Here is a 22,594-nt window from a genome sequence, read left to right on the forward strand (position 1 = left end):
CCTGCGTTTGAAATTTCTTGGGTGTCAGGAGCAAAACATACCCACACTTCTCGGCAATTTGGTTGCGAAGATTGTTGTCTTTGAGCCAATTTTGGCATTCACTGTCACATATTGCCAGGAAAATGGAATTCAACACCATGAAGCTCGACGACATCGACAAGCGCATCCTGCGGGCGCTGCAGCGCGACGGCCGCATGGCCAACAATGATCTGGCAAATGAGGTCGGCCTGTCGCCCTCGCCTTGCCTGCGGCGCGTCAAGCTGCTGGAGGAAGCCGGCATCATCGACCGCTATGTCGCCGTGATCAATCCGGCCAGCATCGGCAAGGGCCTCACCTTCTTCACCCGCATCTGGCTGAAGGCGCAGGACGAGGACACGATCGAACATTTCGCCACCGAGGTGGCCAAGCTGCCGCAAGTGATGGAATGCTATCTCATGCTGGGCGACTGCGACGCCATGGTGCGCGTGGTGGCAGCCGGCATCGACGACTACCGCCGCTTCCAGTCGGAACATCTCAGCCGCATCAAGGGCGTGCAGAACGTCAAGACCGACGTGCCGAGCCAGACGATCAAATACACGTCGGAACTGCCGATCTAGGACAGGCCAGGAATGCAGCAGCTTGCAACTCGAAAGCACGATCGAAAATGGAGGTCAAATTCAGGGAGCCAGTATTTCGGGGCACCGCCGCAATCCGGGCATCCAGACTGGATAAAAAATGCAACCGGATTGTAGGATGAACGCCGATGCCGGCGTCCTACGGACGCAAGGGCACGGCGAAGCTGGACCGTGCCGCCTCAAGACTGCGTTCCGGCATGGGAGAAAACCATGAACCTTTCCTACCGTTGGGTCATCGTCGCGGCTGGCGCGCTGATGTCCTGCGTCGCCATCGGCACCATGTTCTCGCTGGCGATCTTCCTCGAACCCATGGCGCTCGATACCAACTGGTCGCGCGCGGGCATTTCGAGCGCCATGACGCTCAACTTCCTGGTGATGGGCCTCGGCGGATTCGCCTGGGGCGCCCTGTCTGACCGCTTCGGCGCCCGAATCGTCGTGACGATCGGTGCCGTGCTGCTCGGGCTGGCGCTGGTGCTGGCAAGCCGCGCCGGTTCGCTTCTCACCTTCCAGATCACCTATGGCGTGCTCGTCGGGCTTGCGGCCAGCGCCTTCTTCGCGCCCATGATCGCGCTGACCTCAGGCTGGTTCGACACCAATCGCGGGCTGGCGGTATCGCTGGTCTCGGCCGGCATGGGCGTGGCGCCGATGACGATCTCGCCCTTGGCCCGCTGGCTGATTTCGGCCTATGAATGGCGCACCGCCATGTTCGACATCGGCCTCCTGGCCTGGGTGCTCCTATTGCCCGCCGTCCTTCTGGTGCGCCAGCCGCCGAAGCCCGCCGCCTCCGATGCGGCCGCGGCGCCAGTCGCCGAAGGCGCCGGCCTGACGGTCGGGCAGGCGCTGCGCTCGCCGCAATTCATCGTGCTGGGGCTGACCTTCTTCGCCTGCTGCGCGGCCCATTCCGGCCCGATCTTTCACATGGTCAGTTACGCCATGCTGTGCGGCGTCGCCCCGATGGCCGCTGTCTCGATCTACAGTGTCGAGGGTCTGGCTGGGCTCGGCGGCAGGCTGCTCTACGGCGTGCTTGCCGACAGGCTCGGCGTCAAGCCGGTGCTGATCGCCGGGCTGGCGATCCAGGCGATCGTCATTGCCGCCTATCTCTCGATCAGCCAGCTCGACCAGTTCTATATGCTGGCCGTCATCTTCGGCGCCACCTATGGCGGCGTCATGCCGCTCTACGCGGTGCTGGCGCGTGAATATTTCGGCCAGCGCATCCTCGGCACCGTGTTCGGCGCCGCCACCATGCTCTCCAGCCTCGGCATGGCGCTGGGGCCGCTTGCCGGCGGCATGATCTTCGACGCTTATGCCAGCTACCATTGGCTGTTCATCGGCTCGGCTGTCATCGGACTGGGCGCCGCGGGCATAGCCATCGCCTTCCCGCCGCTGCCACGCAGGACGTTCCAGACGGCATAATGCATGCCGCCCGGAAGTGTCCTCGGTTCCGGCATAACGACATGCATAAAATCACCTACAGCAGGTCGGGCGAATCCTATTCGCCGCGACATGCTGTAGGCACGACCGGACGGCAATCGCGGCCAGAAACACGCGGGCTTGACGGGCCAATGGCCGGTCAAGCCACCGCCTGCTTCGGCGTCACGCCGACTTGAGGACCGTGAACGGCCGTTTTTGAACGGCCCGTTTGGCCTGGAAAATCGCGGCCGGAGCCGGGCGGCCGACATGAAAGCCCTGGACCTTGTCTATGCCGAACTGGCGCATGAGGAGCATCTGCTCCTCGGTCTCCACCCCTTCGACCAGGATTTTGTGGCCGCGATTTCTGACCAGCGCGATGATGTCCTGCAGCATCGCCATGCCCTTGGGGGTGCCGCAGTCGTGGAGAAACGAGCGGTCGATCTTGACCGTATCGAAATCGATGAGACGAAGCCACGAAAGGCCGGCGAAGCCCGTCCCGAAATCATCGAGCCAAATCCTGATCCCGAGCAGCTTCAGGTCGCTGATGCAGCGCAGGATGTCGGAGTGCATCTCCATCTCCAGCCCTTCGGTGATCTCGAAGGCCAGCCTGTTGCCGGTCACGCCGGTCTCGCCCAGAATGGTCGCGACCGATGTCGCGAAGCCGGGCGTCTTGAGCTGGATCGGCGAGACGTTGACGCTGACGACGCGCACGTGATCCTGCGCCAGGAGCTCGGCGCACACCGTCCTTATTGCCCAACGCCCGAGCTCGAGGATGGCGCCGGTTCGCTCCGCGACGGGAATGAACAGGCTCGGCGGAACCAGGGTGCCGTCCAGCATCTTGAGGCGCATCAGCGCCTCCACGGCCTCGACCCTGCCCGACGCGACGTCCTGGATGGGCTGATAGACGAGCGAAACGAGATCCTGGCCGATCGCGATCTTCAGCAAAGCCGCCAGGTTCTCGCTCTCGTCGCTGCTCTGGGGATCGGTCGGATCGAACAGCCGGACACAGTTTCGGCCGCTGGCTTTTGCCAGATAGAGCGCTCGATCGGCCTCGTGGATGATCTTTTCCAGCTTGGCGGCGGTCTGCTTCCTGGTGAATGCGGCGCCCACGCTCGCCGTCACGATCGCGATGCCGTCCCGCCGCAACTCGTGCGCGATCGCCAGGTTCTCGACCGTGCGGCAAATGGCTTCCGCGAGATCCGCGACCTGGTCTTTCCTGCCCATGCGGGCCAGGACGATGAATTCCTCACCGCCATAGCGGCCGATGGAGCCGTCATATTGCTTGATCAGCTCGCTGAGCGCATTGGCGACCTGGATCAGGCAACGATCGCCTTCCTGATGGCCATAGCAGTCGTTGAACTTCTTGAAGAAGTCGACGTCGATGAGGATCGCCGCAAAACCATGGCCAAGCTTTTGCCAGTCATTCCAGTAGTCGCGCAGTTTCTCGTCGATCGCGCGCCGGTTCTCCAGACCTGTAAGCGGATCCGTCCGCGACAGCCTGAGCAGGGCCTTGCCGCGCTCGGTGGCCTCATTGTGCTGGATCTTGGCTTCCAGCGCGTTCAGGAAGACGTTGTAGCGCTCTTCGTTCAGCTTCCAGTTCACATAGGACGTGAACGTGAAGCACGAAACGTAGAAAGTGCCAAATACCATCTTGTATGTCAGCGACGCCGGTAGAAAGTAGTTCACCACATACAAGATGCACAAAATTATGGTCGACGTTATGATCGACACTTTGAACCGGAACGTGAAGAAAAGATTGGCACTCATCATGAAAATGGTGCCGAAGACCATGTAATAGGCGACGCTTTCCTTGTTCGCGCCCATGGAGGCAGGGCCAAGCCAGCCGAGATAACCGAAGATGATGGCCCCGGCGCAGGTCACGTCAAGCCAGTCCGTGGCGACTCCCCGGCGAAGCTGTGCTTCCAGAACCAACAGTGCGGTCAGTCCGACAGCGAAGCGGGCCGTGATCGTAAGGGCCGCGACATCCGGTATCAGCAGCAGATCCGATACCGAAAACAAGACATAGATGACGACGGCGATCCAAAGGCCCGGCCTGGCCTCCTTTCTTCGCTTCGCCTGGGCTTCCGTCCGGTAAAGGATGCGAAGTTCAGCCGCCCCCAGTTCCTGGCGCGGGTCGTGCGGTTCCGAATCCACCGCATCTGCCACTCTGGACGACGCGCGTTCGTTCACGACGAATCCCGGCTGAAGGGCATCTCGCGTTCCGAATTCTTTTGCAGCTTCTGCCCCCAACGCAGACCGACTCCTTGGGCACGACACGTCTTGCCGCGCGATCAAATGCAATGATGCAGGACAAGTTTCCGTTAACTCGAACCCGGAATCCCCTCCTTAAAAACCTCAAAGAATTGACATGGTTAGCGGGAAATTAATCATACCGATAAAATGCCCGCGAGCCGACATTGGCAAATCGAGTATTCTAAGCAATAAGTTAACTGACTGTTAACTATGGAGCCTTGGTGTGCAAACTGTCTTTGACGGCCAGAGTCTGATTACCGCGGAGGCGATCGCCGGCGGTCTCCGTCGCGGAAAGCCCGAGCATCACGGCGAAGCGTTCGAAACCGCTCGCGCGGAGCTGGCGCTCATCCTCCAGACGACACAGCAACAGGTCGAGCAGCAAAAATCTCCCGCCGAGATCGTTCGCCGCCTGCTGTCGCTCCTCAACGCGCTGCGTGCCAAGGTCCATCCCGACGTGTGGCAAGCCTTGATACCGCTGGTGCAGAACCACCCGCTCCAGAAGTACTTTCTCGAGGATCCGCTGACGCATTGGTCCTTCACCAAGCCCAGGGGGTATTCCGGCGACGCGCAGTTGCTCGACTACATCTATTGTGACCCGCACGTGGCCGAGAGCGTGGCAAGCGCCTCGGAGATCGGCAAGGCGCTTTACAGCCATACCCAGAACGTTCCGTCATGCGTCGCGGCACGGGAACGCCGCGATCTGCTGACCCGCTATGTCGATGAAACCGCGGCCAAGAATGGACCCGAAACCGAAGTCCTGGCGATCGCGGCCGGCCATCTGCGCGAAGCGAACCGTTCGACCGCATTGGCCGAGGGCCGCCTCAAGCGCTGGGTCGCGCTCGACCAGGATCCCCAGAGCGTCGGACTGATCGCGCGCGACTTCCAGGGCACCGCGGTCGAGGCCATCGACGGCTCGGTACGCACCGTGCTCACCAGGAGCCAAAAGCTCGGCAAGTTCGATCTCATCTATGCGTCGGGCCTTTACGACTACCTCCAGCACAATGTCGCCGTGAAACTCACCAAGACATGCCTGCAGATGCTGAAGCCGAACGGGACATTCCTGTTTGCGAACTACGCCGAGGGCACTCCTGACGCCGGCTACCGGGAAACGTTCATGGACTGGGTGCTGCTGCTGCGGTCGGAGGTCGACATGTGGAACATCATCAATGCCAGCGTCGACCGCAACACCGTCGAGGCGCAGGTGTACTTCGGCGAGAACCGCAACGTGCTCTACGGCGTCATCCAAAAGCGCGGATAATACCAGCCTGAACGCACACCGGCTGATATAAGGACCTCGAGCGCTTCAGACGGAGTGCTCGAGGGTTCTTCTTTTGTTTGTGGGGGTTTCCATCATGGCAACTCGCCTGGGCTTGCGGGCAGTCTTTCGCTTGATTGTCGCAGGTTTCCTTGCGTCGCTGACCTTGGTTGGCACCTCGTCGGGCGCCGCAAAGCAGAAAGCGCCCGAAGAATGGCCTATGAATTTCATTTTGGTTCGGAACGGCGATTGCAATGTAAGCTGCATTCAATGGATATCCGCAGAAGGTATCATTAAACCTGATACAGATAGACAATTTGAGAAGTTTCTGCGGAGTCTGAAGGGCCAGAGACTTCCGATCGTGTTTCAGTCCGGCGGCGGGAACGTGGATGCGGCGCTTGCGATCGGGCACATGATCCGGGACGCCAACCTCGAAACCGCGATAGGCAGGACGCAGTTGAATGGCTGCCCGATGCTGGTTCCGCGCTGTCCGGAAAAGATCGTTAAGGACGGCTGGTCGGAAGGGGAAGTTCATTCTGGCGGGGCGTACTGTTTCTCGGCTTGCCCATGGGCCTTGGCCGGAGGCCGGGTTCGCGCCGCGGCTGCCACTGCCCGTATCGCCGTCCATCAGATAACGAACGGCCGGAACAAACCCCGAATGCACAACGGCAGAAGAAATCTCGATGAAATTTCGACGGTGGCTGATCCGGCGCTGAAGCAGATGATGTCAGATTATTTCGACGAAATGGGCCTCAACAGCGCCGATGTGTTCGCCATGATGGGGCTGGCAACACCGCAGGGCCTATATAACGTCTGGGACGCTGAAGCGCTCAAATCAGGCATCGTAACGAAGGTCTATTCGTACTCGGAAGAGCCGGGCTATGTCATTGGTGGATCTGAGGCCAAGGCCACTCCCCCGGCGACGGCCGCACCGACGCCGACGGTTGCTCCCGCGCCGGCGGTCACTCAATCCCGGACGAACTGATGCATCTGCTTCGGTAAGGCATGGCGCGTCTTGTGCCCTAGCCGAAAATTCGCTCGCCCTGTTCGTCGACCAGCTGGATGCCCTTCTTGATCGAGATGTCGACGGCGTCGTCCAGCCCGGCAAAGCGATCGGCGCGGATGAATTTGTGCTCCTTCACCACGCCATCGACCTCCTTGGAGACGACGCCGCAGGTCTGGTACTGGCCCTCGGTCTTGTAGGGCGTGGCGCTGATCGTGAACCCCTTGTGTTCGACCTGCTTGGCGGGCGCGGCACTTGCAGGCTCGGCCGCTTCGCCGCCACCGCCGCCGAAAAGACGTTTCAGAAAAGACATCGCTCAAATCTCCTTGTCGCCTGCGACCGCCGTCGGTATGCGATTCACGACGTTGTTTTCCCAGCATGCGCGAATGTGCCGCCTCGTTCCAGCCCCCTGATGAAGACAGAGACGAGGAGCGCGATCTGCTGGTCGATCTCGTCCGCCTGCCGGCGCACGGACCTGGCCGCATAACCGCTGGTGACGATGCCGTGCACGCTTGACCAGAGGGTTCGCGCGGCGATCCGGCGCGTGTCCTCGTCGAGATCGAAGCCGCCATCGGCAAGGACACTGGCGATGATCTCGAACAACTGGTCGAGCCGCGCCTCATAGACATCGGGCTCGGTCAGCACCGGACGCCGCCTGTTGAAGGCAAGCAGCGCCGGCCAGCTGCCGGGATGAGCCTCGACGAAGCGCACATAGGCGCCGGCCAGTGCCATCAGCCGTTGGCGCACGTCGGTGATGCCGCGCCTGCCAAGGTCGGCCATCGCCGCCGCCCCCGCGACACCCAGCCGGTCGAGCAGCCGCATGTTGACGGCGCGGTGCACACCGTCGAGATCGGAAAACAGATTGTAGACCGAGCCGACCGAGATGCCCGCCTGTTCGGCGATGGTCCTGGCCTTCAGATTGTCCATGCCGCCTTCGTTGAGCAGCGTCTCGGCAATGGCCAGCACCCGCTCGCCCGCCTCTTCCTTGTCCAGTGCCATGCTTTTCCTTCTGAATGAGCGCGCCTTGCGGATGGCCTGCTGTTCGCGACCCCGATGCCGCTTCGTTTACCATATGCCGCGCATCGTGAACAGCGTTCAAAAAAGCTCTTGAACAGTGTTCATTTCCTGTTACGTTGGCATCGTGAACATTGTTCACAGAAACTTCGAAGGGAGAAGAACCATGCTTAGCCTGATCAGAACATTGCTCGACGGCGCGAGCGCACGGGCCGAGGACGGCCTGAAGGATCGCTTCGCCACCGACCTTCTGGCACAGCGCATTCGCGATGCCGAGACGGGACTTGCCGCCGCCAAGCAGACGCTTGCCTCACTGATCGTGCGCCAACGTGCCGAGCAGGCCGGCCTCGACCATCTCGACCGCCGCCACGCCGACTTGGAGACACGCACGATCAGCGCACTGGCTGCCGGCAACAACGGGCTGGCCAAAAGCGGTGCCGCGGCCATCGCCGAACTGGAAAATGAACGCGAGGTCCGCCGTGCCACGGTTCATAGCCTTGGCGAAAAGACCTTGCGGATGCGCGTTTCGGTGGAGCGGGCGCACCGCCGCATCATCGACCTCAACCAAGGCATGATCTCGGCCCGGGCCATCGATGCCGAGCGCAAGGCGCAGTCGCGCCTCGTCAGGTCGATCGGCCATTCGGCGAGCCTCAACGACGCCGAGGAGCTTTTAGCCCGCATCCAAGGGAGCCAGCGATCCGTTCGAGGAGGCCGGCATTCTCGACGAGATCGACGGCGAGCTGCGTCATGACGCGATCCGCGACCGCCTTGCCGACGCCGGGCACGGCCCGGCGGTGAAAGTGCGCGCCAAGGACGTGCTGGAACGCCTGAAGACCATCAACTGAAGGCCTTGGACCTGACCACATCAAACCCGACTTCGATCCAATCAATCAAAGGAAACACGACAATGAACAGCAACCAGACCTACATCATGTTCAACACCGTCTCGGTCGGCGCCGCCTACTTCATGCTTGGCCTGTCGCTGTGGCTGGCGCCCGTCGACCTGTCGACCAAGGGCTACTGGGGCATGGGCATCCTGCTGCTCACCGGCAGCCTGGTGAACCTGGTCAAGTATCGCACCGACGAGCGTATCTCCGCCGAGACCACCGCCAAGATCGAAAAGGCGCGCAACGAAAAGCTGATCAGCGAATATGTCGGCAAGGAATGATGCCGGCATGGCCCCACGACAAAAGCCCGGGTCTCCCCGGGCTTTTTTGCGGTCTAACTGGCAAGATCCGGTCTTGCTGGCTCAGCGGTGTGTAAGCGCTTCCAGCGCTTCGGCGGCGGCTTCGAGAATGGCGATCGCCTCGGCCTGCTTTTCGGCAGGGGCATCGACGATGTCGCCGAGCGCCGCGCGCAGCCGGTGGCGGATGGCGCGGAATTCGTCACGCGTTTCCGAGCGTTCGCCACGACCGCCACGGCCGCCGCGACGGTCCTCGCCATCATCGTTCCAGCCGAACCAGTCGCGCGCCTTGGCCATCTTGCGGCCGAAGCGTTCGAGGTGTTCGAGCACGCCGTCGATCATCTCGCGGTTGTCGGCCAGATGCGCCTGCCCGGCCTCGGTGATCGAAAACACCTTCTTGTTGCCTTCGATCGACGAGACGGCATAACCGGCCTCTTCCAGGAAGGTCAGCGTCGGGTAGACCACGCCAGGGCTCGGACTGTAGATGCCGCTGGTGCGCTCCTCCAGCGCCTTGATGATGTCGTAGCCATGGCGCGGCGCTTCGGCCAGCAGCGACAGCGTGATCAGCTTGAGGTCGCCATCGGCGAGCATCCGCCCGGCGCGAAAGAAGTCGCCCGGGCCACCGCGCCCGCCGCCCCTGCCCCCGAACGGACCGAAGCCGCCGCCGCCTCTGCCACCGAACTTGCCGGCCATGTGCATGAACATGCGCTCGCCGAAATTACGATGGTCTGAGTGATTGTGCCCGAAATTGTGCTTGTGCATTTGATTGCTCCTTGAGTTCTATCTTACGATATATCTTAATTAGGCACACCAAACTGCTGAGTCAAGATATATCTTACGATGTATCTGGCCATGAGCCAAGCGACATCCATGGCGTCGACGCGTCAGGCCCGGCTGGGTTGGATAGTGTGGAGGGAGGCTACCAGCGGGCCTTGCGCCGATTCCAGGCGTAGAGCAGATCGGCGAAGCGATCATAGGCAAGGCGGGTCAGCGGCAGCACGAGCCGATTGCCGAACAGGCTCGCCAGCCAGCCCTCGCCCGGCGTTGCCAGCCAGACCGCGATCGCGACGTCGGCGCCAACGAGCAATCCACCCTCGGCATCGGTCGCATGCAGCCGGCGGCGGATGTCCTCCAGCGAGGCGCCATGCGACGACAGCGCATCGGGCTCCAGGTTGATATCACGGAACTCGATCCGCCCGGCCTTGACCGCCTCGATCAACCGCCGCTTCTGCCGGCTGATGCCGGCATCGCAGACCGGGCAGCGCGTGTTGTACCAGACGGTCAGCGCTGGCCCTGGCATCGGTCAGCCGTGATCGTGCCGATGGTGCAGGTCGGGATAGTGCGGATGCTTGTGACGCAGCGGCGCATGCCGGTGCCAGTGCGAATGCGGCTCGCTGACCGGCCCGTCATGATGATGCTGGTGATGCTCGTCATGCACATGGCTGTGCTCGTGTTCGAGCGCTTCGTGGTCGTGCTCGTGATCATGACGCTCGGACAGATGCAGCCACAGGCCAACCCCCATCAGGAGGCCCGCAATGCCGAGCTTGAGCGTGACGGCATCGCCCAGCATCAGGATCGCCAGCAACGCGCCGATGAAGGGAGCGAGCGAATAGTAGGCTCCCGTGCGTGCCGTGCCGAGATGCCGCAGCGCGAGGATGAACATGACGAGGCTGACGCCGATGCCGAAGAAACCGACCGCGGCCGTGGCCATCACCGTGGTCGCGGCCGGAAACGCCGCGCCGGAGGCGAGCGCCAGCCCGACATTGGCGGCGCCCGCCACCAACCCCTTCAGCATGGCGATGGCCACCGGATCGGCCGCTGATATCTTGCGGGTGAAATTGTTGTCCAGGCCCCATGCCAGGCAGGCCCCCGCGACAAGCAATGCGCCAAGATTGAAGGCAATGCCTTGCCCCGCCCAGGACAGCAGCAGCGCGCCCGCCAGGATGGCGAAGGCGCCGAAAAGCAGGCGCCGGTCGACATTCTCGCGATAGACGAGCCAGGCAATGGCCATCGTCGCCAGCCCCTCCAGATTGAGCAGCAGGGCGGAACTGGACGCCGTGTTGAGGGTGAGGCCGAACATCAGGAGCACCGGTCCGACGATGCCGCCCATGCCGATCGCCAGCGCCAGCCACGGAATATCCCCGGCGGCCAGGCGCGCTTCGCCGGCGCCGGCTTGCCTGCCGCGCAAGAGCCGGTAGAGCGCCAGGCCAATGCCGGCGCCGAGATACAGCAGACCCGCCAGCATGAACGGGCTGACGCTGCCGAGCAGCAATTTGGACAGCGGCGGCGTCGCGCCGAACAAGGCGGCCGAGCCAAGGGCAAGCGGCACGCCTGGCCACAGATGCGAATGGGACTGTGCTTCGGACATGGCTCACCCTATCACGGCGGCGCGCCATGTCATCGACGGACCGCACGACACGGCTTGCGCCGCTGTCCAACCGATGCGTCAGTTCCGATGCATCGCCGCCTTCGGCCCGACGCATTTGTTGTCGCGAAACAGCGCCCACTCCTCGCACAGGCGACCATTGGGCAAGCGGCAAAACCCGTATTCGTTGCCGGCCTTGTCCTTCCTGACCACGAAGCGGCCGCCGATCGCACCGCAATGGACCGATGCCGGATTGGCCATGGCGACCGTTTTTTGCGCGGCGCCGGCATCGACGAGCATCATGGATATCAAGGCAAGGCCGATGGCCGGTGTCGAAAGAATGTTCATCGCGATCTCTCCTGGCCGCGTCTACCATGGCGAGGCGCCCTGTCCCGAGGCAGATGTCGAATTTGTCGGAACGCCGGATCAGGTGCCGTTGAGGCGGCACCTGATCCGGCCGTCGGAAACCTCATTATCCAAGTGAGGTGATGATCTCGCGATAGGCGAATTCGGGGAAGGCCTTCATCGTCCGCGTCCTGATGTTGCCGGCTGCCGCCAGCATCAGCGAGAAACGCGCCAGGATCGCGTCGTCGGGCGCCTCGACCACCGCCACCATGTCGTACTCGCCCATGGTCAGGTAGAACGCCTTGAACGATCCACCCATCTCACCCAATTGCTTCCTGGCGGCGTCGAGCCGCTTCGGTGACTCGCGCAAATTTTTGGCGCCCTGCTCGGTCCAGTTCATCAGCACGATGTAGCTTGTCATGGCACACCTCCCTCCGGGGCCACGGAGCACGGCAACGAGGCCGTTGGTCTGTCGACACGGTCTCGACCGGGGCGGGCTTCCGGGGTTGTCGCCCGAAAAATGCATCCGACGTCGGATTATCCTCCCGCTGCCGACGTCCTGCAAGCACTACCGCGCCGGCCCCATTGCAGTGAGCGCGGCCAGTTGAAGCCCTGTTTGAAAACCCGCTTGATTGCGGCAATCTCCGTCGTGGCGTCAGCCCGGCAAAACGTCCGAGGCCCGTCCAGCCGCCGGAGAGCTTCATGCGCGAGACAACAGACCTGCCACCGGTACAGATCGACATTCCCGCCGCGTGGACTGGTGAGGACATGGCCAGGCACACCGAGACATGGCTCGTCGAACTGGAGCCGCAGGACGTAGCCGAGTTGGAAGCCGCCGCAACCAGCTTCCTTGCCGGCTCGCATGATATCGGCGGTCTGACCCAGGCTGATTTCCCTTTGCCCCGGCTTGACTGCCATCTTGCCGCGGTTCGCGAAAAACTGATTGCCGGTATTGGCTTCGAGGTGCTGCGCGGTCTCCCGGTCGAAAGATATTCCGCCGAGATGGCGGCAACGATCTTCTGCGGGGTTGGCGCCCATCTGGGTAGCGCGCGGTCCCAGAATGCCCAGGGCCATATCCTCGGCCATGTCCGCGACATCGGCGCCGACGCCAGGGACACCAGGACGCGCATCTACCAGACGGCGGAGCGCCAGACATTTCACACCGATTCCGCCGATGTCGTCGGCCTGCTTTGCCTGCAAGACGCCATGCAAGGCGGCGAGTCCCTGCTGGTCAGCACGGTGACGATCTACAACGAGATGCGAAAAAGACGGCCTGATCTCGTCCGCATGCTGTTTGATCCGATCGCCACCGACCGGCGCGGCGAAATACCGGAAGGGCAAAAGCCCTATTTCGAAATCCCGGTGCTCAACTGGCATGCCGGACTGCTGACCGGCATCTATCAGCGCCAGTACATCGACAGCGCGCAACGCTTTCCCGATGCCATGCGCCTCACCGCCGCCCATGTCGAAGCGCTGGATCTCTTCGACAGCCTCGCCAATGATCCCCTGCTAAACCTGTCGATGCGGCTTCGGCCCGGCGACATGCACTTCGTCTACAATCATTCGCTGCTTCACGACCGCACGGGCTTTCGCGATTGGCCGGATCCGGCCAAGCGGCGTCATATGCTGCGCCTGTGGCTGTCGGTCCCCGGCGACCGTCCGCTGCCGGACTGCTTCAGGCAGCGTTATGGCTCCATCGAGATCGGCGACCGGGGCGGCATTATCATCAAGGGCGCGCGGCTGAACGTGCCGTTGCTTTGACGCCTGAAACGAAAAAGGGCGCCAACCGGCGCCCTTAACTCTTCGCGACAAAAATGAACTCAGCTGTCCAGGAAGCTGCGCAGCTTGCGGCTGCGGCTCGGATGCTTGAGCTTGCGCAGCGCCTTGGCTTCGATCTGGCGGATACGCTCGCGGGTGACCGAGAACTGCTGGCCGACTTCTTCCAGCGTGTGGTCGGTGTTCATGCCGATGCCGAAGCGCATTCTGAGCACGCGCTCCTCGCGCGGCGTCAGCGAGGCCAGAACGCGCGTGGTGGTCTCGCGCAGATTGGCCTGGATCGCCGCGTCGATCGGCAGGATCGCCATCTTGTCCTCGATGAAGTCGCCCAGATGCGAATCCTCCTCGTCGCCGACAGGCGTTTCGAGCGAGATCGGCTCCTTGGCGATCTTCAAGACCTTGCGCACTTTTTCGAGCGGCATGGCGAGCTTTTCGGCCAGTTCTTCCGGCGTCGGCTCGCGGCCGATCTCGTGCAGCATCTGGCGCGAGGTGCGCACGATCTTGTTGATCGTCTCGATCATGTGCACCGGGATGCGGATGGTGCGTGCCTGGTCGGCGATCGAACGCGTGATCGCCTGCCGGATCCACCATGTCGCGTAGGTCGAGAACTTGTAGCCGCGGCGGTATTCGAACTTATCGACCGCCTTCATCAGGCCGATATTGCCTTCCTGGATCAGGTCGAGGAACTGCAGGCCGCGATTGGTGTATTTCTTGGCGATGGAGATGACGAGGCGCAGATTGGCCTCGACCATTTCCTTCTTGGCGATCGCGGCTTCGCGCTCGCCCTTCTGCACCTGGTTGACGATCTTGCGGAATTCCAGGATCGAGATCGCCGTTTCGGTGGCCAGGTGCTGGATCTCGGCGCGCAGGTCCTTGATCGCATCCTTCTCGTTCTTGGTGAATTCCTTCCAGCCGCGCGAGGTCAGATTGGCGATCGAACGCGTCCAGTTCGGATCGAGCTCGGAGCCCTGATATTCCTTCAGGAACTCCTCGCGGCGCACGCCATAACTTTCGGCGAGGCGCAAAAGCTTGCCCTCGTTCTGCACCAGGCGCTTGTTGATGTCGTAGAGCTGCTCGACCAGCGCCTCGATGCGCGCGGTGTTGAGCGACAGCGACTTCACCGCCTTGATCAGCTGGTCCTTCAGTTCCTTCAGCCGGCGGTCCTGGCTGGGCGACAAAGTACCGGCGGCGGCCAGACGGTTCTCGACCTGCTGGTCCTGCAGCTTGCGCAGCTTCTTGTAGGTGTCGGCGATGACGTCGAGCGTCTCCATCACCTGCGGGCGCAGTTCCGCTTCCATCGCCGCCAGGGACAGGCTCGCCTCGTCCTCGTCTTCCTCGTCGTCGTCGCCGATGCCGCGCGTGTCGGCGCCGACATTGGTGACGTCGTCTTCATCGTCGCGTCCGCGGCGCGGCTTTTCCTCGGCCTTGGGCGCTTCCTCGATGCGTTCGACAACGGGGGCCTGCTTGGCTTCGGGGCCGGCATAGGTGGCTTCGAGATCGATGATCTCGCGCAGCAGGATCTTGGATTCGTTGAGCTCGTCGCGCCAGATGATGATGGCCTGGAAGGTCAGCGGGCTTTCGCACAACCCCGCGATCATGGTCTCGCGGCCGGCCTCGATGCGCTTGGCGATGGCGATTTCGCCTTCGCGCGACAGGAGCTCGACCGAACCCATTTCGCGCAGATACATGCGCACCGGATCGTCGGTGCGGTCGGTCGGCTCTTTCTTGGTCGTGGTGGCGGCGACGGCGGTGCCGGTCTGCTCGGCCAGCTCGTTGGCGTCTTCCTCGGCATCGGCGGCCGTGTCGCCCGCCTCGGCCTCTTCGCCCTGCTCGTCATCCTCGACGACGTTGATGCCCATGTCGGACAGCATCGCCATCGTGTCCTCGATTTGCTCGGAGGTCACTTCCTCGGAAGGCAGCACCGAATTCAGCTCGTCCATGGTGACATAGCCGCGCTTCTTGGCGGCCTTGATCATCTTCTTGACAGCATCATCGGAAAGGTCGAGCAAGGGCCCATCGGTGGCGCCTTCGCGTTCGGTCTCGACCTCTTCCTTTTCCTTTGTCGCCATAGTCTTTATCTTCTCCTAGCGGCTGGCCATCGGGGCCGCGTAAGCTGTCGGACCAGTCAAATCGGATACGCCCGTTTTTCTAAACGCGCTTTACCCGGCCCATGAGCTGCATCCACTCTTTTGTTTGGTGCATGCCGTTGCCCCAAAACCGGGTTCCACTCTTGGGCGGCATACATTAAGTCCAGATTAACCCTAATATCTGTGGCAGGCGGGCCGCCTGTCCAGTGATCAAGTACCTTGCATCGCTTGTTTCCCGTCGATGCGGGTGCGGGTTAACGTTTCGAATCGTCCTGATTCCGCCATTCTGTCCGAAGGTCAAGCGCCTCTGGCATGATTCGCATGAAAAAAGCGAATCAATTACCCGACTTAGCGCGCCTCGCCCCCAAGGGAAGCGTGGCCGCGCCTTCATTCCCGCACTCAGCTGCACTTAGGCTCGCCCAGCTCTGCCCGACGAAACGCCGAATCCTTCGATCAGCGCTTCCGTCGCTTGTACATCCTGAAATTGCGCCTGAATTTCGATCAGATGGCGGAAGTTTTCGTCCGAAGGATCCGCTTCGAGGGCCGCTTCCGCCTGTTTCAGCTCCTTATGTAAGGTGCGCGCGCTGCGCTGCAAGTGCAACGCCTGGTTCAGAGCGTCGCGGGCATCCTCGAGGGCCGCCGTCTCCAGCGCCGGCCATTGCCGCGCCCGCTTGATCAGGCCGACGGCGCGCTCCCAGATCTCGGCGCAGCCGGCGCGTTCGATCGTCGCCACCACGGCGTGGCGGTCATTGGCCATGTCATGCGCCATCGCGTCGAGAATGGCGGCGTGCAGCCGCGTCAGGTCGGAATTGGCGAGGTCGAGGAACTCGACATGGGCGAAATTCTCGTCGATCAGTGCCGGGTGGTTGACCAGTGCCACGATGATCGTCGCCTCGCGCACCGACATCCCCTCGCCGCGCCTGACCAGCGCCGACTGGCCGAGGCTTTCGGTGATCGGCATGCGGCCGCCACCGGCCTTGGCGAATTGGCCGCCGGGCGCGGGCTTGCCCTGGCCGCGTTGACCGGGCCGGCCGCCATCCTGACGACCTTGCCGCGCATTGCGCTGGGAGCCGAAGAAGCTCAGCACCCGCTCGCGCATCTCCTGCTGGTAGTGGTAGCGCAGGCTTTCGTCGCGGATGCGGCTGGTCAGTTCGCGCAGCGTCTTCTCGAGTTCGGCACGCCGCTCCGGCGTGTCGAAGACGCCGCCCGCCGTCTCGCGCATCCACAACAGGTCGACCAGAGGCCGCGCATCGGCCAGCACGGCGCGGAAGGCGTCAGGCCCCTCGGCCTTGACCAGATCGTCGGGGTCCTTGCCTTCCGGCAGCAGCGCGAAGCGCGCCGAGCGTCCCGCCTGCACTGACGGCAGCGCCATGTCGGCTGCCCGCCATGCCGCCTTCAGCCCGGCCTTGTCGCCGTCGAAGCACAGCATCGGCTCCGGCGCCATGCGCCACAACAATTCGAGCTGGTTTTCCGTGAGCGCGGTGCCGAGCGGCGCCACGACATTCTCGAACCCCGCCTGCGCCAGCGCGATCACGTCCATATAGCCTTCGACGGCGATAACAGTGCCGCCTTTCGCCAAGGCCTTGCGGGCGCGGGCGAAATTGTAGAGCACATTGCCCTTGTGGAAGAGCTCGGTGTCGGGCGAGTTCATGTATTTGGCGAGCGCATCGGGGGCCAGGGCGCGGCCGCCAAAGGCGATGATCTTGCCGCGCGAATCCGGGATCGGGAACATGATGCGGTCGCGGAACCAGTCATAGGAGACCGGAATGTCGTCGCCATGGCGCACCAGCCCGCAGGCCTCGATATCGGCTTTCGGCACACCCTTGGCCGCCAGATGCTCCTTCAGCGCATTGCGGCTGTCGGGCGCGAAGCCGAGCCGGAACGACTGCTGTGTCGCCGGCGTCAGCCCACGATCCCTGAGATAGGCGCGGGCCTTGGCGCCCTCCGGCCCTTGCAGGCGCTCCTGGAAGAAGGCGGTCGCCATCTCCATGACATCGGTCAGGCTGGCGCGTTCCTTCTCGCGTTGTTCCTCCCGTTCGTCGCGGACCGGCATCGGCACGCCGGCCATGTCGGCGATCTTCTCGACCGCCTCGGGAAAACTCAGTCCTTCGAGTTCGGTCAGGAACTTGAAATGGTCACCCGAGACCGAGCAGCCGAAACAGTGATAGCGCCCCTTCTTGTCCTCGCAGTGGAAGGACGGGCTCTTCTCGCCATGGAACGGACAGCACGCCCAATAGTCGCCGCGCGATGCGTTGGTCTTCTTGCGATCCCACGCCACGCGCTGGCCGATAAGCTGTGAAATCGGCACACGGTCGCGTATCTCGTCGAGGAAGGCGGGCGGAAAGCGCATCGGGGAACTCGTTTCGCCACCATATAATCATGCCCGCGATTTCAGACGACCCCCAATAGAGGCCATACCCGGTTTCCACAGGGCAAAAAGAAGGGCGGCCATTGCAGGCTGCCCTTCCCTGTCAGTCAGGTTTGCGCCGACTTACTGCGCGGCAAGCGCGCCGAAGATGACGCCGGAGAGGATGCCGACCAGCACATAGTCATTGCCGACGCGGATCCATTCCTGGCCGCGGCCGGGACGATGCAGGCCATAGCGGCCATAGTCGCGGATCGGCTGGTGCCGCCTCCAGCCGGAATATTTCTGGCCATTGCGCCAGTTGTTCCGCTTCACGACCACCTTCTTCTGGACGAACCGCTTCTGGATGACGCGCTTCTTGGCGTCCCGGTGGGTAGGCTTCTGCCAGTCGACCTTGGTGTAGTTCGACTGCGGCGCCACTGGCGCGTTCATCGGCGCTGCCTGGCCGGCAAGCGAGGTGGCGGCCAGCATCGAGAAAGCGAGGGCGGAAAGAACAATGCGTTTCATCAGAAGTCTCCTTGGTTGTCGATGCCAGGAGGGATAACGGCCAGGGGATGAACCGAAACTGAACGCCAGCATTACAATTGTGTAATGAATTCCTCTGCTTACAAAAAAGATTTGAACATCATCACAAAGATCGGCCCCAAAACATCGCAGATCCGGCCGATCCCCGCTCAAGCCGGTGCAACCGTTTGCTGACCCGTCCATTTTCCGACACCGGCTGTCGCCTCGCGGCGGCCCCTTGAAATCGACAAATTTTTATTATTCGGCTAAAATATTCCGGCTATATTCCAAGGCTGTCATGACCATGATTCGTACCCTCGCCTTCTCCCCCCGTCGCCATGCCGGCCGCAGCGAGCGCCATGCACGCATGCAGGCGCCGCGATGAGCGGTTCCGTCGTCCTCCTGCATCTGGCCGGCGCCGTCGCGCTGATGCTGTTTGCCACCCGCATGGTCAAGACCGGCGTCGAGCGCGCCTATGGCGACGTGCTGCGTCATCGCCTGCGCGCCACCATGCGCAACCCGATCATGGCGGTGCTGGCCGGCACCGGCCTCGCGATCGCGCTGCAAAGCTCGACCGCGGTCACGCTGCTGGTCGGCTCCTTCGCCGGTTCCGGCATCGTCTCGGGCGCCGCCGGCCAGTTGGCGGTACGGGGCGCCGAGATCGGCTCTGCTCTGGTGGTCAAGCTGCTGACCTTCGACCTCACGCTCTTGGTACCGCTCTGCCTGATATCAGGCACGGTGATGTTCATGGCCACCGAGCGGCGCGACTGGCGACAGACCGGCCGCATCCTGGTCGGCATCGGCCTCTTGATCCTGTCCCTGGAAATGATCGGCCAGGCGTCCGAGCCGCTGCGCAACAGCCAGTTGCTGCCGGTCATCCTCAATTATTTCTCCAGCGATTCCATCACCGCCTACCTGTTGGCGGCAATGATCACCTGGCTGTTCCAGTCGAGCATCGCGGCGGTGCTGTTGATGGCGACGCTGGCCGGCCGCGGCCTGATCAGCCCTGAACTCGGCCTCGTCCTTATCCTCGGGGTCAATCTCGGTTCGTCGCTGATCGCGCCGATGCTGACACGCTCGGCCAGCCCCGAAGTCCGTGTCGTGCCGGTCGGCAACCTCCTGATGCGCGGGCTTGGCTCGCTGGTCATGCTGATCCTGTTCATGATCTTCCGGCCGCATGTCGCCTTCCTCGGCTCGACGGCGGCCGATCAGATCGTCAACGCCCATATCCTGTTCAATGTGATCATCCTGCTCGCCGGCCTGCCGCTGGCCGGTTTGGTCTACCGAGCCTCCGAAAGGATCGTGGCCCTCGGCGCCAAGCCGGCGCCGGCCGCCACGCTCGAGGTTGTCGAACTGTCGGCGCTCAACGAAAGCGCGCTCGATGTGCCGAGCCAGGCTCTGGCCAACGCCACACGCGAGGTGGTGCGGGTCTGCGAGACGGTCGAGATCATGCTCAAGCGCATCATCGAACTCTATGAGGACGCCGACTCGGACAAGATCAAGGCGCTGGCGGCCCTCGACGACCGTGTCGACCGCAGGCACGCGGCCATAAAGCTCTACCTCGCAAAGGTGACCAGGAACCCGATGACCGAAGACGAGGCGCTGCGCTGCCAGGAGCTGATCGGCGCCTGTGTCAAGCTCGAGCAGGTCGGCGACATCATCGTGCGGAACATGCTTGTGCATGTGAAGAAGAAATTCGAGCGCGGCCTGGAATTCACCGACGAAGGCTGGAGCGAGTTGTGCGCCTTCCATGGCTCGGTGCTGGCCAATGCCCGTCTTGCCTTCAACGTGCTGGTGTCGCGAGACCCCGAGACCGCTCGCCAGCTCGTGCTGGAGAAGGACCGGCTGCGTGACCGCGAGAAGGAAACCAGCGCCAGCCATTTCCTGCGCCTGCGCGAAGGCACCGCCAGAAGCGTCGAAACCAGCTCGATCCACCTCGATACCATCCGCGACCTGAAGCAGATCAACTCGCTGCTGGCGTCGATGGCCTATCCCGTGCTGGAAGAGCGCGGCCTGCTTTTTGGATCCAGACTGAAGGCGAGCTGACAAAGTTGCCAATCTCCCCCTCGTGGGGGAGTTTGGCGCTTCATCGCCGCACCCCGCTCAAGAAAACCTAAACCGGCGACAAAAATTTCTGGATTGCCCGCCACGGCCATCCATGGTTTGAGCCTTCCATTTCGAGGGTTTGTTTTTCATGTCGCTGCCGCTCATCGCCCTGTTCATCGCCGCTTTCGCTTTCGGCACCACCGAATTCGTCATCGCCGGCGTGCTGCCGCAGGTGGCGCAAGGGCTTGGCGTTTCAGTTCCTTCCGCCGGCTACCTCGTCTCCGGCTATGCCTGCGGCATCGCCATCGGCGGTCCGCTGCTGGCGCTCGCCACCAAGAGCCTGTCGCGCAAGGCCTTGCTGCTCGGCCTCGCTGTCGCCTTCACGCTCGGCCAGGTGGCCTGTGCGCTGGCGCCCGACTTCACCTCCATGCTGTTGTTGCGCATTGCCGTGGCCGTCGCGCATGGCGCCTATTTCGGCGTTGCCATGGTGGTTGCCGTCGGCCTGGTGCGCGAGGATCAGCGCGGCATGGCGGTGGCCGTCATCCTGTCGGGCCTCACCGTCTCCAACGTCATCGGTGTGCCGGCGGGCACCGCCATCGGCAACATCTGGGGCTGGCGCGCGACATTCTGGGTGATGGGCGCACTGGGCGTGGCGGCAACTCTTGCCATGGCGGCTTTGTTGCCGCGCGCTACCGGATATCAGGCCAAGTCGGCGAGCCTTGCCAGCGAGGTCCGGGTGCTGGCGCGCCAGCAGGTCTGGACCTCGCTGATCCTGATGCTGATGCTGATGCTCGGCCAGTTCTGCCTGTTCACCTACATCACCCCAACGCTGCTGGAGGTCACAGGGCTCGACGAAAACCTGGTGCCCTGGGTGCTGCTGCTCAACGGCGTCGGCGCCACGCTTGGCGTCTTCCTCGGCGGCAAACTGTCCGACTGGAAACTGATGCCGTCGCTGATCTCCATGCTCGCCCTGCAGGCGGTGACGCTGGCCATCATCTATCTCGTCAGCCCCTACCCCCTGCCGATGGTTGTCGCGATCATCGTCTGGGGCGGTCTCAACTTCGCCATCGGCACCCCCATCCAGACCCGCATCCTGGCCTGGACGGCGGATGCCTCCGGTCTCGCCGCTTCGCTCATCCCGTCCGGCTTCAATATCGGCATCGCTTTGGCCGCGTCGCTCGGAGCAGCCATGCTCAATGCCGGCTACGGCTATCGCAGCCTGCCGGTTGTTGGCGCCTTCGCGATGGCGGTTGCCGTCATCGTGGCTGTCATTTCCCACCTCTGGGAACGGCGCAGCGACATCAGCCCGCCGGTACCGGTGGCCGCCGAATAACATGGCAAGGACTGTCGCTGATTTCGGCCTGACCTGCGGCACCTTGCCGACGGGCACGCACAATGCGATCACCGATGTGCCTGGCGTGCGCGTCGGTCACTGCACGCTGCGCGACGGCGACATCAACACCGGCGTGACCGCGGTCCTGCCGCATGGCGGAAATCTGTTCCGCAAAAAGGTGACGGCGGCAAGCCATGTCATCAACGGCTTCGGCAAGACCATCGGGCTGATGCAGGTGCAGGAACTCGGCACCATCGAGACGCCTGTTCTCCTGACCAACACGCTCTCGGTCGGCATCTGCGCCACGGCGCTGATCCGTGACGCCATCCGCCAGAACCCCGATATCGGCCGCACCACCGGAACCGTCAATCCGGTGGTCGGTGAGTGCAATGACGGCCCGCTGAACGACATCCAAGCCCTGGCGATATCGGAGGAGCATGCCCTTGCCGCGCTCGCCGATGCGCGTGAGGGCGCCGTCGAACAGGGCAATGTCGGCGCCGGAACGGGAATGAGCTGCTTCGGCTTCAAGGGCGGCATCGGCTCGGCCTCCAGGAAGATCGCGCTTGGCGGCGGACATCATCTTGGCGTTCTGGTCCTGTCGAATTTCGGCAGGCCCGGCGACCTCGTCCTGCCCGACGGGCGCCGGCCCGATCCCAGGCGGCACGCCGAGCCCGAACGCGGCTCGATCATGATCGTTCTGGCGACGGATGTGCCGCTCGAACACCGCCAGCTCGAGCGCGTGGCGCACCGCACCGGGGCCGGCATCGCCAGGCTTGGCTCCTTCTGGGGCAATGGCAGCGGGGACATCGCCATCGCCTTCAGCACCGGCAGCCTGATCGACCATGATGAAAACCGCGATCTGGTGCCGCTGCTCGCGCTCAACGAAGCGCGCATCGACATTCTTTTCAGGGCGGCGGCGGAAGCGACGCAGGAGGCGGTGCTGAACTCCATGCTTTCCGCCGACGCTTTCACCGGCCGGGCCGGCACGCACCGCGCATCGCTCGCCGACTGGTTCGGCGATCAGGTTGAAAGGCGATAGGC

At 62.9% G+C, this 22,594-nt stretch carries 21 protein-coding genes; 10 read left to right on the forward strand and 11 right to left on the reverse strand.

The annotated features are described in order from the left end of the window. The first annotated feature begins 137 nt into the window (after nt 1–137). Complete coding sequence (locus EN804_RS19640) at nt 138–596, forward strand: Lrp/AsnC family transcriptional regulator (protein WP_015316228.1); 459 nt, start codon at nt 138–140, stop codon at nt 594–596. Between the two features lie 228 nt (nt 597–824). Beyond that, nucleotides 825–2,027, forward strand: a complete 1,203-nt coding sequence (locus EN804_RS19645) for an MFS transporter (RefSeq protein WP_135920893.1) — start codon at nt 825–827, stop codon at nt 2,025–2,027. A 180-nt stretch (nt 2,028–2,207) separates the two neighbouring features. Here EN804_RS19645 and EN804_RS19650 read toward each other — a convergent pair whose 3' ends face one another. Beyond that, complete coding sequence (locus EN804_RS19650) at nt 2,208–4,214, reverse strand: EAL domain-containing protein (RefSeq protein WP_135916354.1); 2,007 nt, start codon at nt 4,212–4,214, stop codon at nt 2,208–2,210. A gap of 286 nt (nt 4,215–4,500) precedes the next feature. Here EN804_RS19650 and EN804_RS19655 point away from each other — a divergent pair, with 286 nt between their 5' ends. Together EN804_RS19655 and EN804_RS19660 are read left to right on the forward strand one after the other, a co-directional pair. Then, nucleotides 4,501–5,535: a class I SAM-dependent methyltransferase gene (locus tag EN804_RS19655; protein WP_127278825.1), complete on the forward strand. Its 1,035-nt coding sequence runs from the start codon at nt 4,501–4,503 to the stop codon at nt 5,533–5,535. Nucleotides 5,536–5,629: 94 nt separating this feature from the next. Beyond that, a complete protein-coding gene (locus EN804_RS19660) occupies nt 5,630–6,517 on the forward strand; it encodes a hypothetical protein (protein WP_135920895.1) in 888 nt (295 codons plus the stop codon). Nucleotides 6,518–6,554: 37 nt separating this feature from the next. Here EN804_RS19660 and EN804_RS19665 read toward each other — a convergent pair whose 3' ends face one another. After that, nucleotides 6,555–6,848, reverse strand: coding sequence for an HlyU family transcriptional regulator (locus tag EN804_RS19665; protein ID WP_127278827.1), 294 nt, complete (start codon nt 6,846–6,848; stop codon nt 6,555–6,557). A gap of 44 nt (nt 6,849–6,892) precedes the next feature. Then, nucleotides 6,893–7,534: a TetR/AcrR family transcriptional regulator gene (locus tag EN804_RS19670; RefSeq protein ID WP_135920897.1), complete on the reverse strand. Its 642-nt coding sequence runs from the start codon at nt 7,532–7,534 to the stop codon at nt 6,893–6,895. 181 nt (nt 7,535–7,715) lie between these two features. Here EN804_RS19670 and EN804_RS19675 point away from each other — a divergent pair, with 181 nt between their 5' ends. After that, nucleotides 7,716–8,300: a PspA/IM30 family protein gene (locus EN804_RS19675; RefSeq protein ID WP_246693455.1), complete on the forward strand. Its 585-nt coding sequence runs from the start codon at nt 7,716–7,718 to the stop codon at nt 8,298–8,300. 156 nt (nt 8,301–8,456) lie between these two features. Continuing rightward, complete coding sequence (locus EN804_RS19680) at nt 8,457–8,717, forward strand: YiaA/YiaB family inner membrane protein (protein ID WP_127280449.1); 261 nt, start codon at nt 8,457–8,459, stop codon at nt 8,715–8,717. 81 nt (nt 8,718–8,798) lie between these two features. On the opposite strand, the gene EN804_RS19685 is transcribed toward EN804_RS19680, so the two are convergent. The 5 genes from EN804_RS19685 to EN804_RS19705 form a co-directional block, all read right to left on the reverse strand. Then, nucleotides 8,799–9,494, reverse strand: coding sequence for a PadR family transcriptional regulator (locus EN804_RS19685; RefSeq protein ID WP_135920899.1), 696 nt, complete (start codon nt 9,492–9,494; stop codon nt 8,799–8,801). A gap of 157 nt (nt 9,495–9,651) precedes the next feature. Further along, nucleotides 9,652–10,032 carry a DCC1-like thiol-disulfide oxidoreductase family protein gene (locus tag EN804_RS19690; protein WP_135920901.1) on the reverse strand — a complete coding sequence of 127 codons (381 nt, stop codon included), beginning with the start codon at nt 10,030–10,032 and terminating at the stop codon, nt 9,652–9,654. 3 nt (nt 10,033–10,035) lie between these two features. Continuing rightward, nucleotides 10,036–11,100 (reverse strand): DMT family transporter, encoded by a 1,065-nt coding sequence (locus EN804_RS19695; protein WP_135916348.1) that lies wholly within the window; start codon nt 11,098–11,100, stop codon nt 10,036–10,038. A gap of 78 nt (nt 11,101–11,178) precedes the next feature. Beyond that, nucleotides 11,179–11,445, reverse strand: a complete 267-nt coding sequence (locus EN804_RS19700; RefSeq protein WP_135920903.1) for a DUF333 domain-containing protein — start codon at nt 11,443–11,445, stop codon at nt 11,179–11,181. Nucleotides 11,446–11,569: 124 nt separating this feature from the next. After that, complete coding sequence (locus EN804_RS19705; protein ID WP_127280454.1) at nt 11,570–11,863, reverse strand: GYD domain-containing protein; 294 nt, start codon at nt 11,861–11,863, stop codon at nt 11,570–11,572. 281 nt (nt 11,864–12,144) lie between these two features. On the opposite strand from EN804_RS19705, the gene EN804_RS19710 reads away from it, so the two are divergent. Next, on the forward strand, nt 12,145–13,203 hold the full coding sequence (locus EN804_RS19710; RefSeq protein WP_135920905.1) for a TauD/TfdA family dioxygenase: 1,059 nt from the start codon (nt 12,145–12,147) through the stop codon (nt 13,201–13,203). Between the two features lie 59 nt (nt 13,204–13,262). On the opposite strand, the gene rpoD is transcribed toward EN804_RS19710, so the two are convergent. From rpoD to EN804_RS19725, 3 genes are all read right to left on the reverse strand, one after another. After that, entirely contained in the window at nt 13,263–15,287 is a 2,025-nt protein-coding gene (gene rpoD / locus EN804_RS19715) for an RNA polymerase sigma factor RpoD (protein ID WP_127278332.1), read from the reverse strand. 427 nt (nt 15,288–15,714) lie between these two features. After that, nucleotides 15,715–17,655, reverse strand: a complete 1,941-nt coding sequence (gene dnaG / locus EN804_RS19720; RefSeq protein ID WP_127870053.1) for a DNA primase — start codon at nt 17,653–17,655, stop codon at nt 15,715–15,717. A gap of 141 nt (nt 17,656–17,796) precedes the next feature. Continuing rightward, on the reverse strand, nt 17,797–18,177 hold the full coding sequence (locus EN804_RS19725; protein ID WP_135916345.1) for an RcnB family protein: 381 nt from the start codon (nt 18,175–18,177) through the stop codon (nt 17,797–17,799). A gap of 378 nt (nt 18,178–18,555) precedes the next feature. Here EN804_RS19725 and EN804_RS19730 point away from each other — a divergent pair, with 378 nt between their 5' ends. The 3 genes from EN804_RS19730 (at nt 18,556) to EN804_RS19740 (ending at nt 22,592) form a co-directional block, all read left to right on the forward strand. Next, nucleotides 18,556–20,220 carry a Na/Pi cotransporter family protein gene (locus tag EN804_RS19730; protein WP_127278337.1) on the forward strand — a complete coding sequence of 555 codons (1,665 nt, stop codon included), beginning with the start codon at nt 18,556–18,558 and terminating at the stop codon, nt 20,218–20,220. Between the two features lie 148 nt (nt 20,221–20,368). Beyond that, a complete protein-coding gene (locus EN804_RS19735; RefSeq protein WP_135920907.1) occupies nt 20,369–21,553 on the forward strand; it encodes an MFS transporter in 1,185 nt (394 codons plus the stop codon). Nucleotide 21,554: 1 nt separating this feature from the next. After that, nucleotides 21,555–22,592, forward strand: coding sequence for a P1 family peptidase (locus EN804_RS19740; RefSeq protein ID WP_135920909.1), 1,038 nt, complete (start codon nt 21,555–21,557; stop codon nt 22,590–22,592). Nucleotides 22,593–22,594 lie beyond the last annotated feature (2 nt).

This window comes from Mesorhizobium sp. M8A.F.Ca.ET.161.01.1.1 (genome assembly GCF_004792105.1).
GTDB lineage: Bacteria > Pseudomonadota > Alphaproteobacteria > Rhizobiales > Rhizobiaceae > Mesorhizobium.

Coding starts and splice junctions, on each gene's coding strand:
- EN804_RS19710 (WP_135920905.1), top strand. CDS start 12,145: ATGCGCGAGACAACAGACCTGCCACCGGTACAGATCGACATTCCCGCC.
- EN804_RS19740 (WP_135920909.1), top strand. CDS start 21,555: ATGGCAAGGACTGTCGCTGATTTCGGCCTGACCTGCGGCACCTTGCCG.
- EN804_RS19675 (WP_246693455.1), top strand. CDS start 7,716: ATGCTTAGCCTGATCAGAACATTGCTCGACGGCGCGAGCGCACGGGCC.
- EN804_RS19690 (WP_135920901.1), bottom strand. CDS start 10,032: ATGCCAGGGCCAGCGCTGACCGTCTGGTACAACACGCGCTGCCCGGTC.
- rpoD (WP_127278332.1), bottom strand. CDS start 15,287: ATGGCGACAAAGGAAAAGGAAGAGGTCGAGACCGAACGCGAAGGCGCC.
- EN804_RS19685 (WP_135920899.1), bottom strand. CDS start 9,494: ATGCACAAGCACAATTTCGGGCACAATCACTCAGACCATCGTAATTTC.
- EN804_RS19700 (WP_135920903.1), bottom strand. CDS start 11,445: ATGAACATTCTTTCGACACCGGCCATCGGCCTTGCCTTGATATCCATG.
- EN804_RS19665 (WP_127278827.1), bottom strand. CDS start 6,848: ATGTCTTTTCTGAAACGTCTTTTCGGCGGCGGTGGCGGCGAAGCGGCC.
- EN804_RS19695 (WP_135916348.1), bottom strand. CDS start 11,100: ATGTCCGAAGCACAGTCCCATTCGCATCTGTGGCCAGGCGTGCCGCTT.
- EN804_RS19735 (WP_135920907.1), top strand. CDS start 20,369: ATGTCGCTGCCGCTCATCGCCCTGTTCATCGCCGCTTTCGCTTTCGGC.
- dnaG (WP_127870053.1), bottom strand. CDS start 17,655: ATGCGCTTTCCGCCCGCCTTCCTCGACGAGATACGCGACCGTGTGCCG.
- EN804_RS19725 (WP_135916345.1), bottom strand. CDS start 18,177: ATGAAACGCATTGTTCTTTCCGCCCTCGCTTTCTCGATGCTGGCCGCC.
- EN804_RS19705 (WP_127280454.1), bottom strand. CDS start 11,863: ATGACAAGCTACATCGTGCTGATGAACTGGACCGAGCAGGGCGCCAAA.
- EN804_RS19660 (WP_135920895.1), top strand. CDS start 5,630: ATGGCAACTCGCCTGGGCTTGCGGGCAGTCTTTCGCTTGATTGTCGCA.
- EN804_RS19730 (WP_127278337.1), top strand. CDS start 18,556: ATGAGCGGTTCCGTCGTCCTCCTGCATCTGGCCGGCGCCGTCGCGCTG.
- EN804_RS19645 (WP_135920893.1), top strand. CDS start 825: ATGAACCTTTCCTACCGTTGGGTCATCGTCGCGGCTGGCGCGCTGATG.
- EN804_RS19680 (WP_127280449.1), top strand. CDS start 8,457: ATGAACAGCAACCAGACCTACATCATGTTCAACACCGTCTCGGTCGGC.
- EN804_RS19670 (WP_135920897.1), bottom strand. CDS start 7,534: ATGGCACTGGACAAGGAAGAGGCGGGCGAGCGGGTGCTGGCCATTGCC.
- EN804_RS19640 (WP_015316228.1), top strand. CDS start 138: ATGAAGCTCGACGACATCGACAAGCGCATCCTGCGGGCGCTGCAGCGC.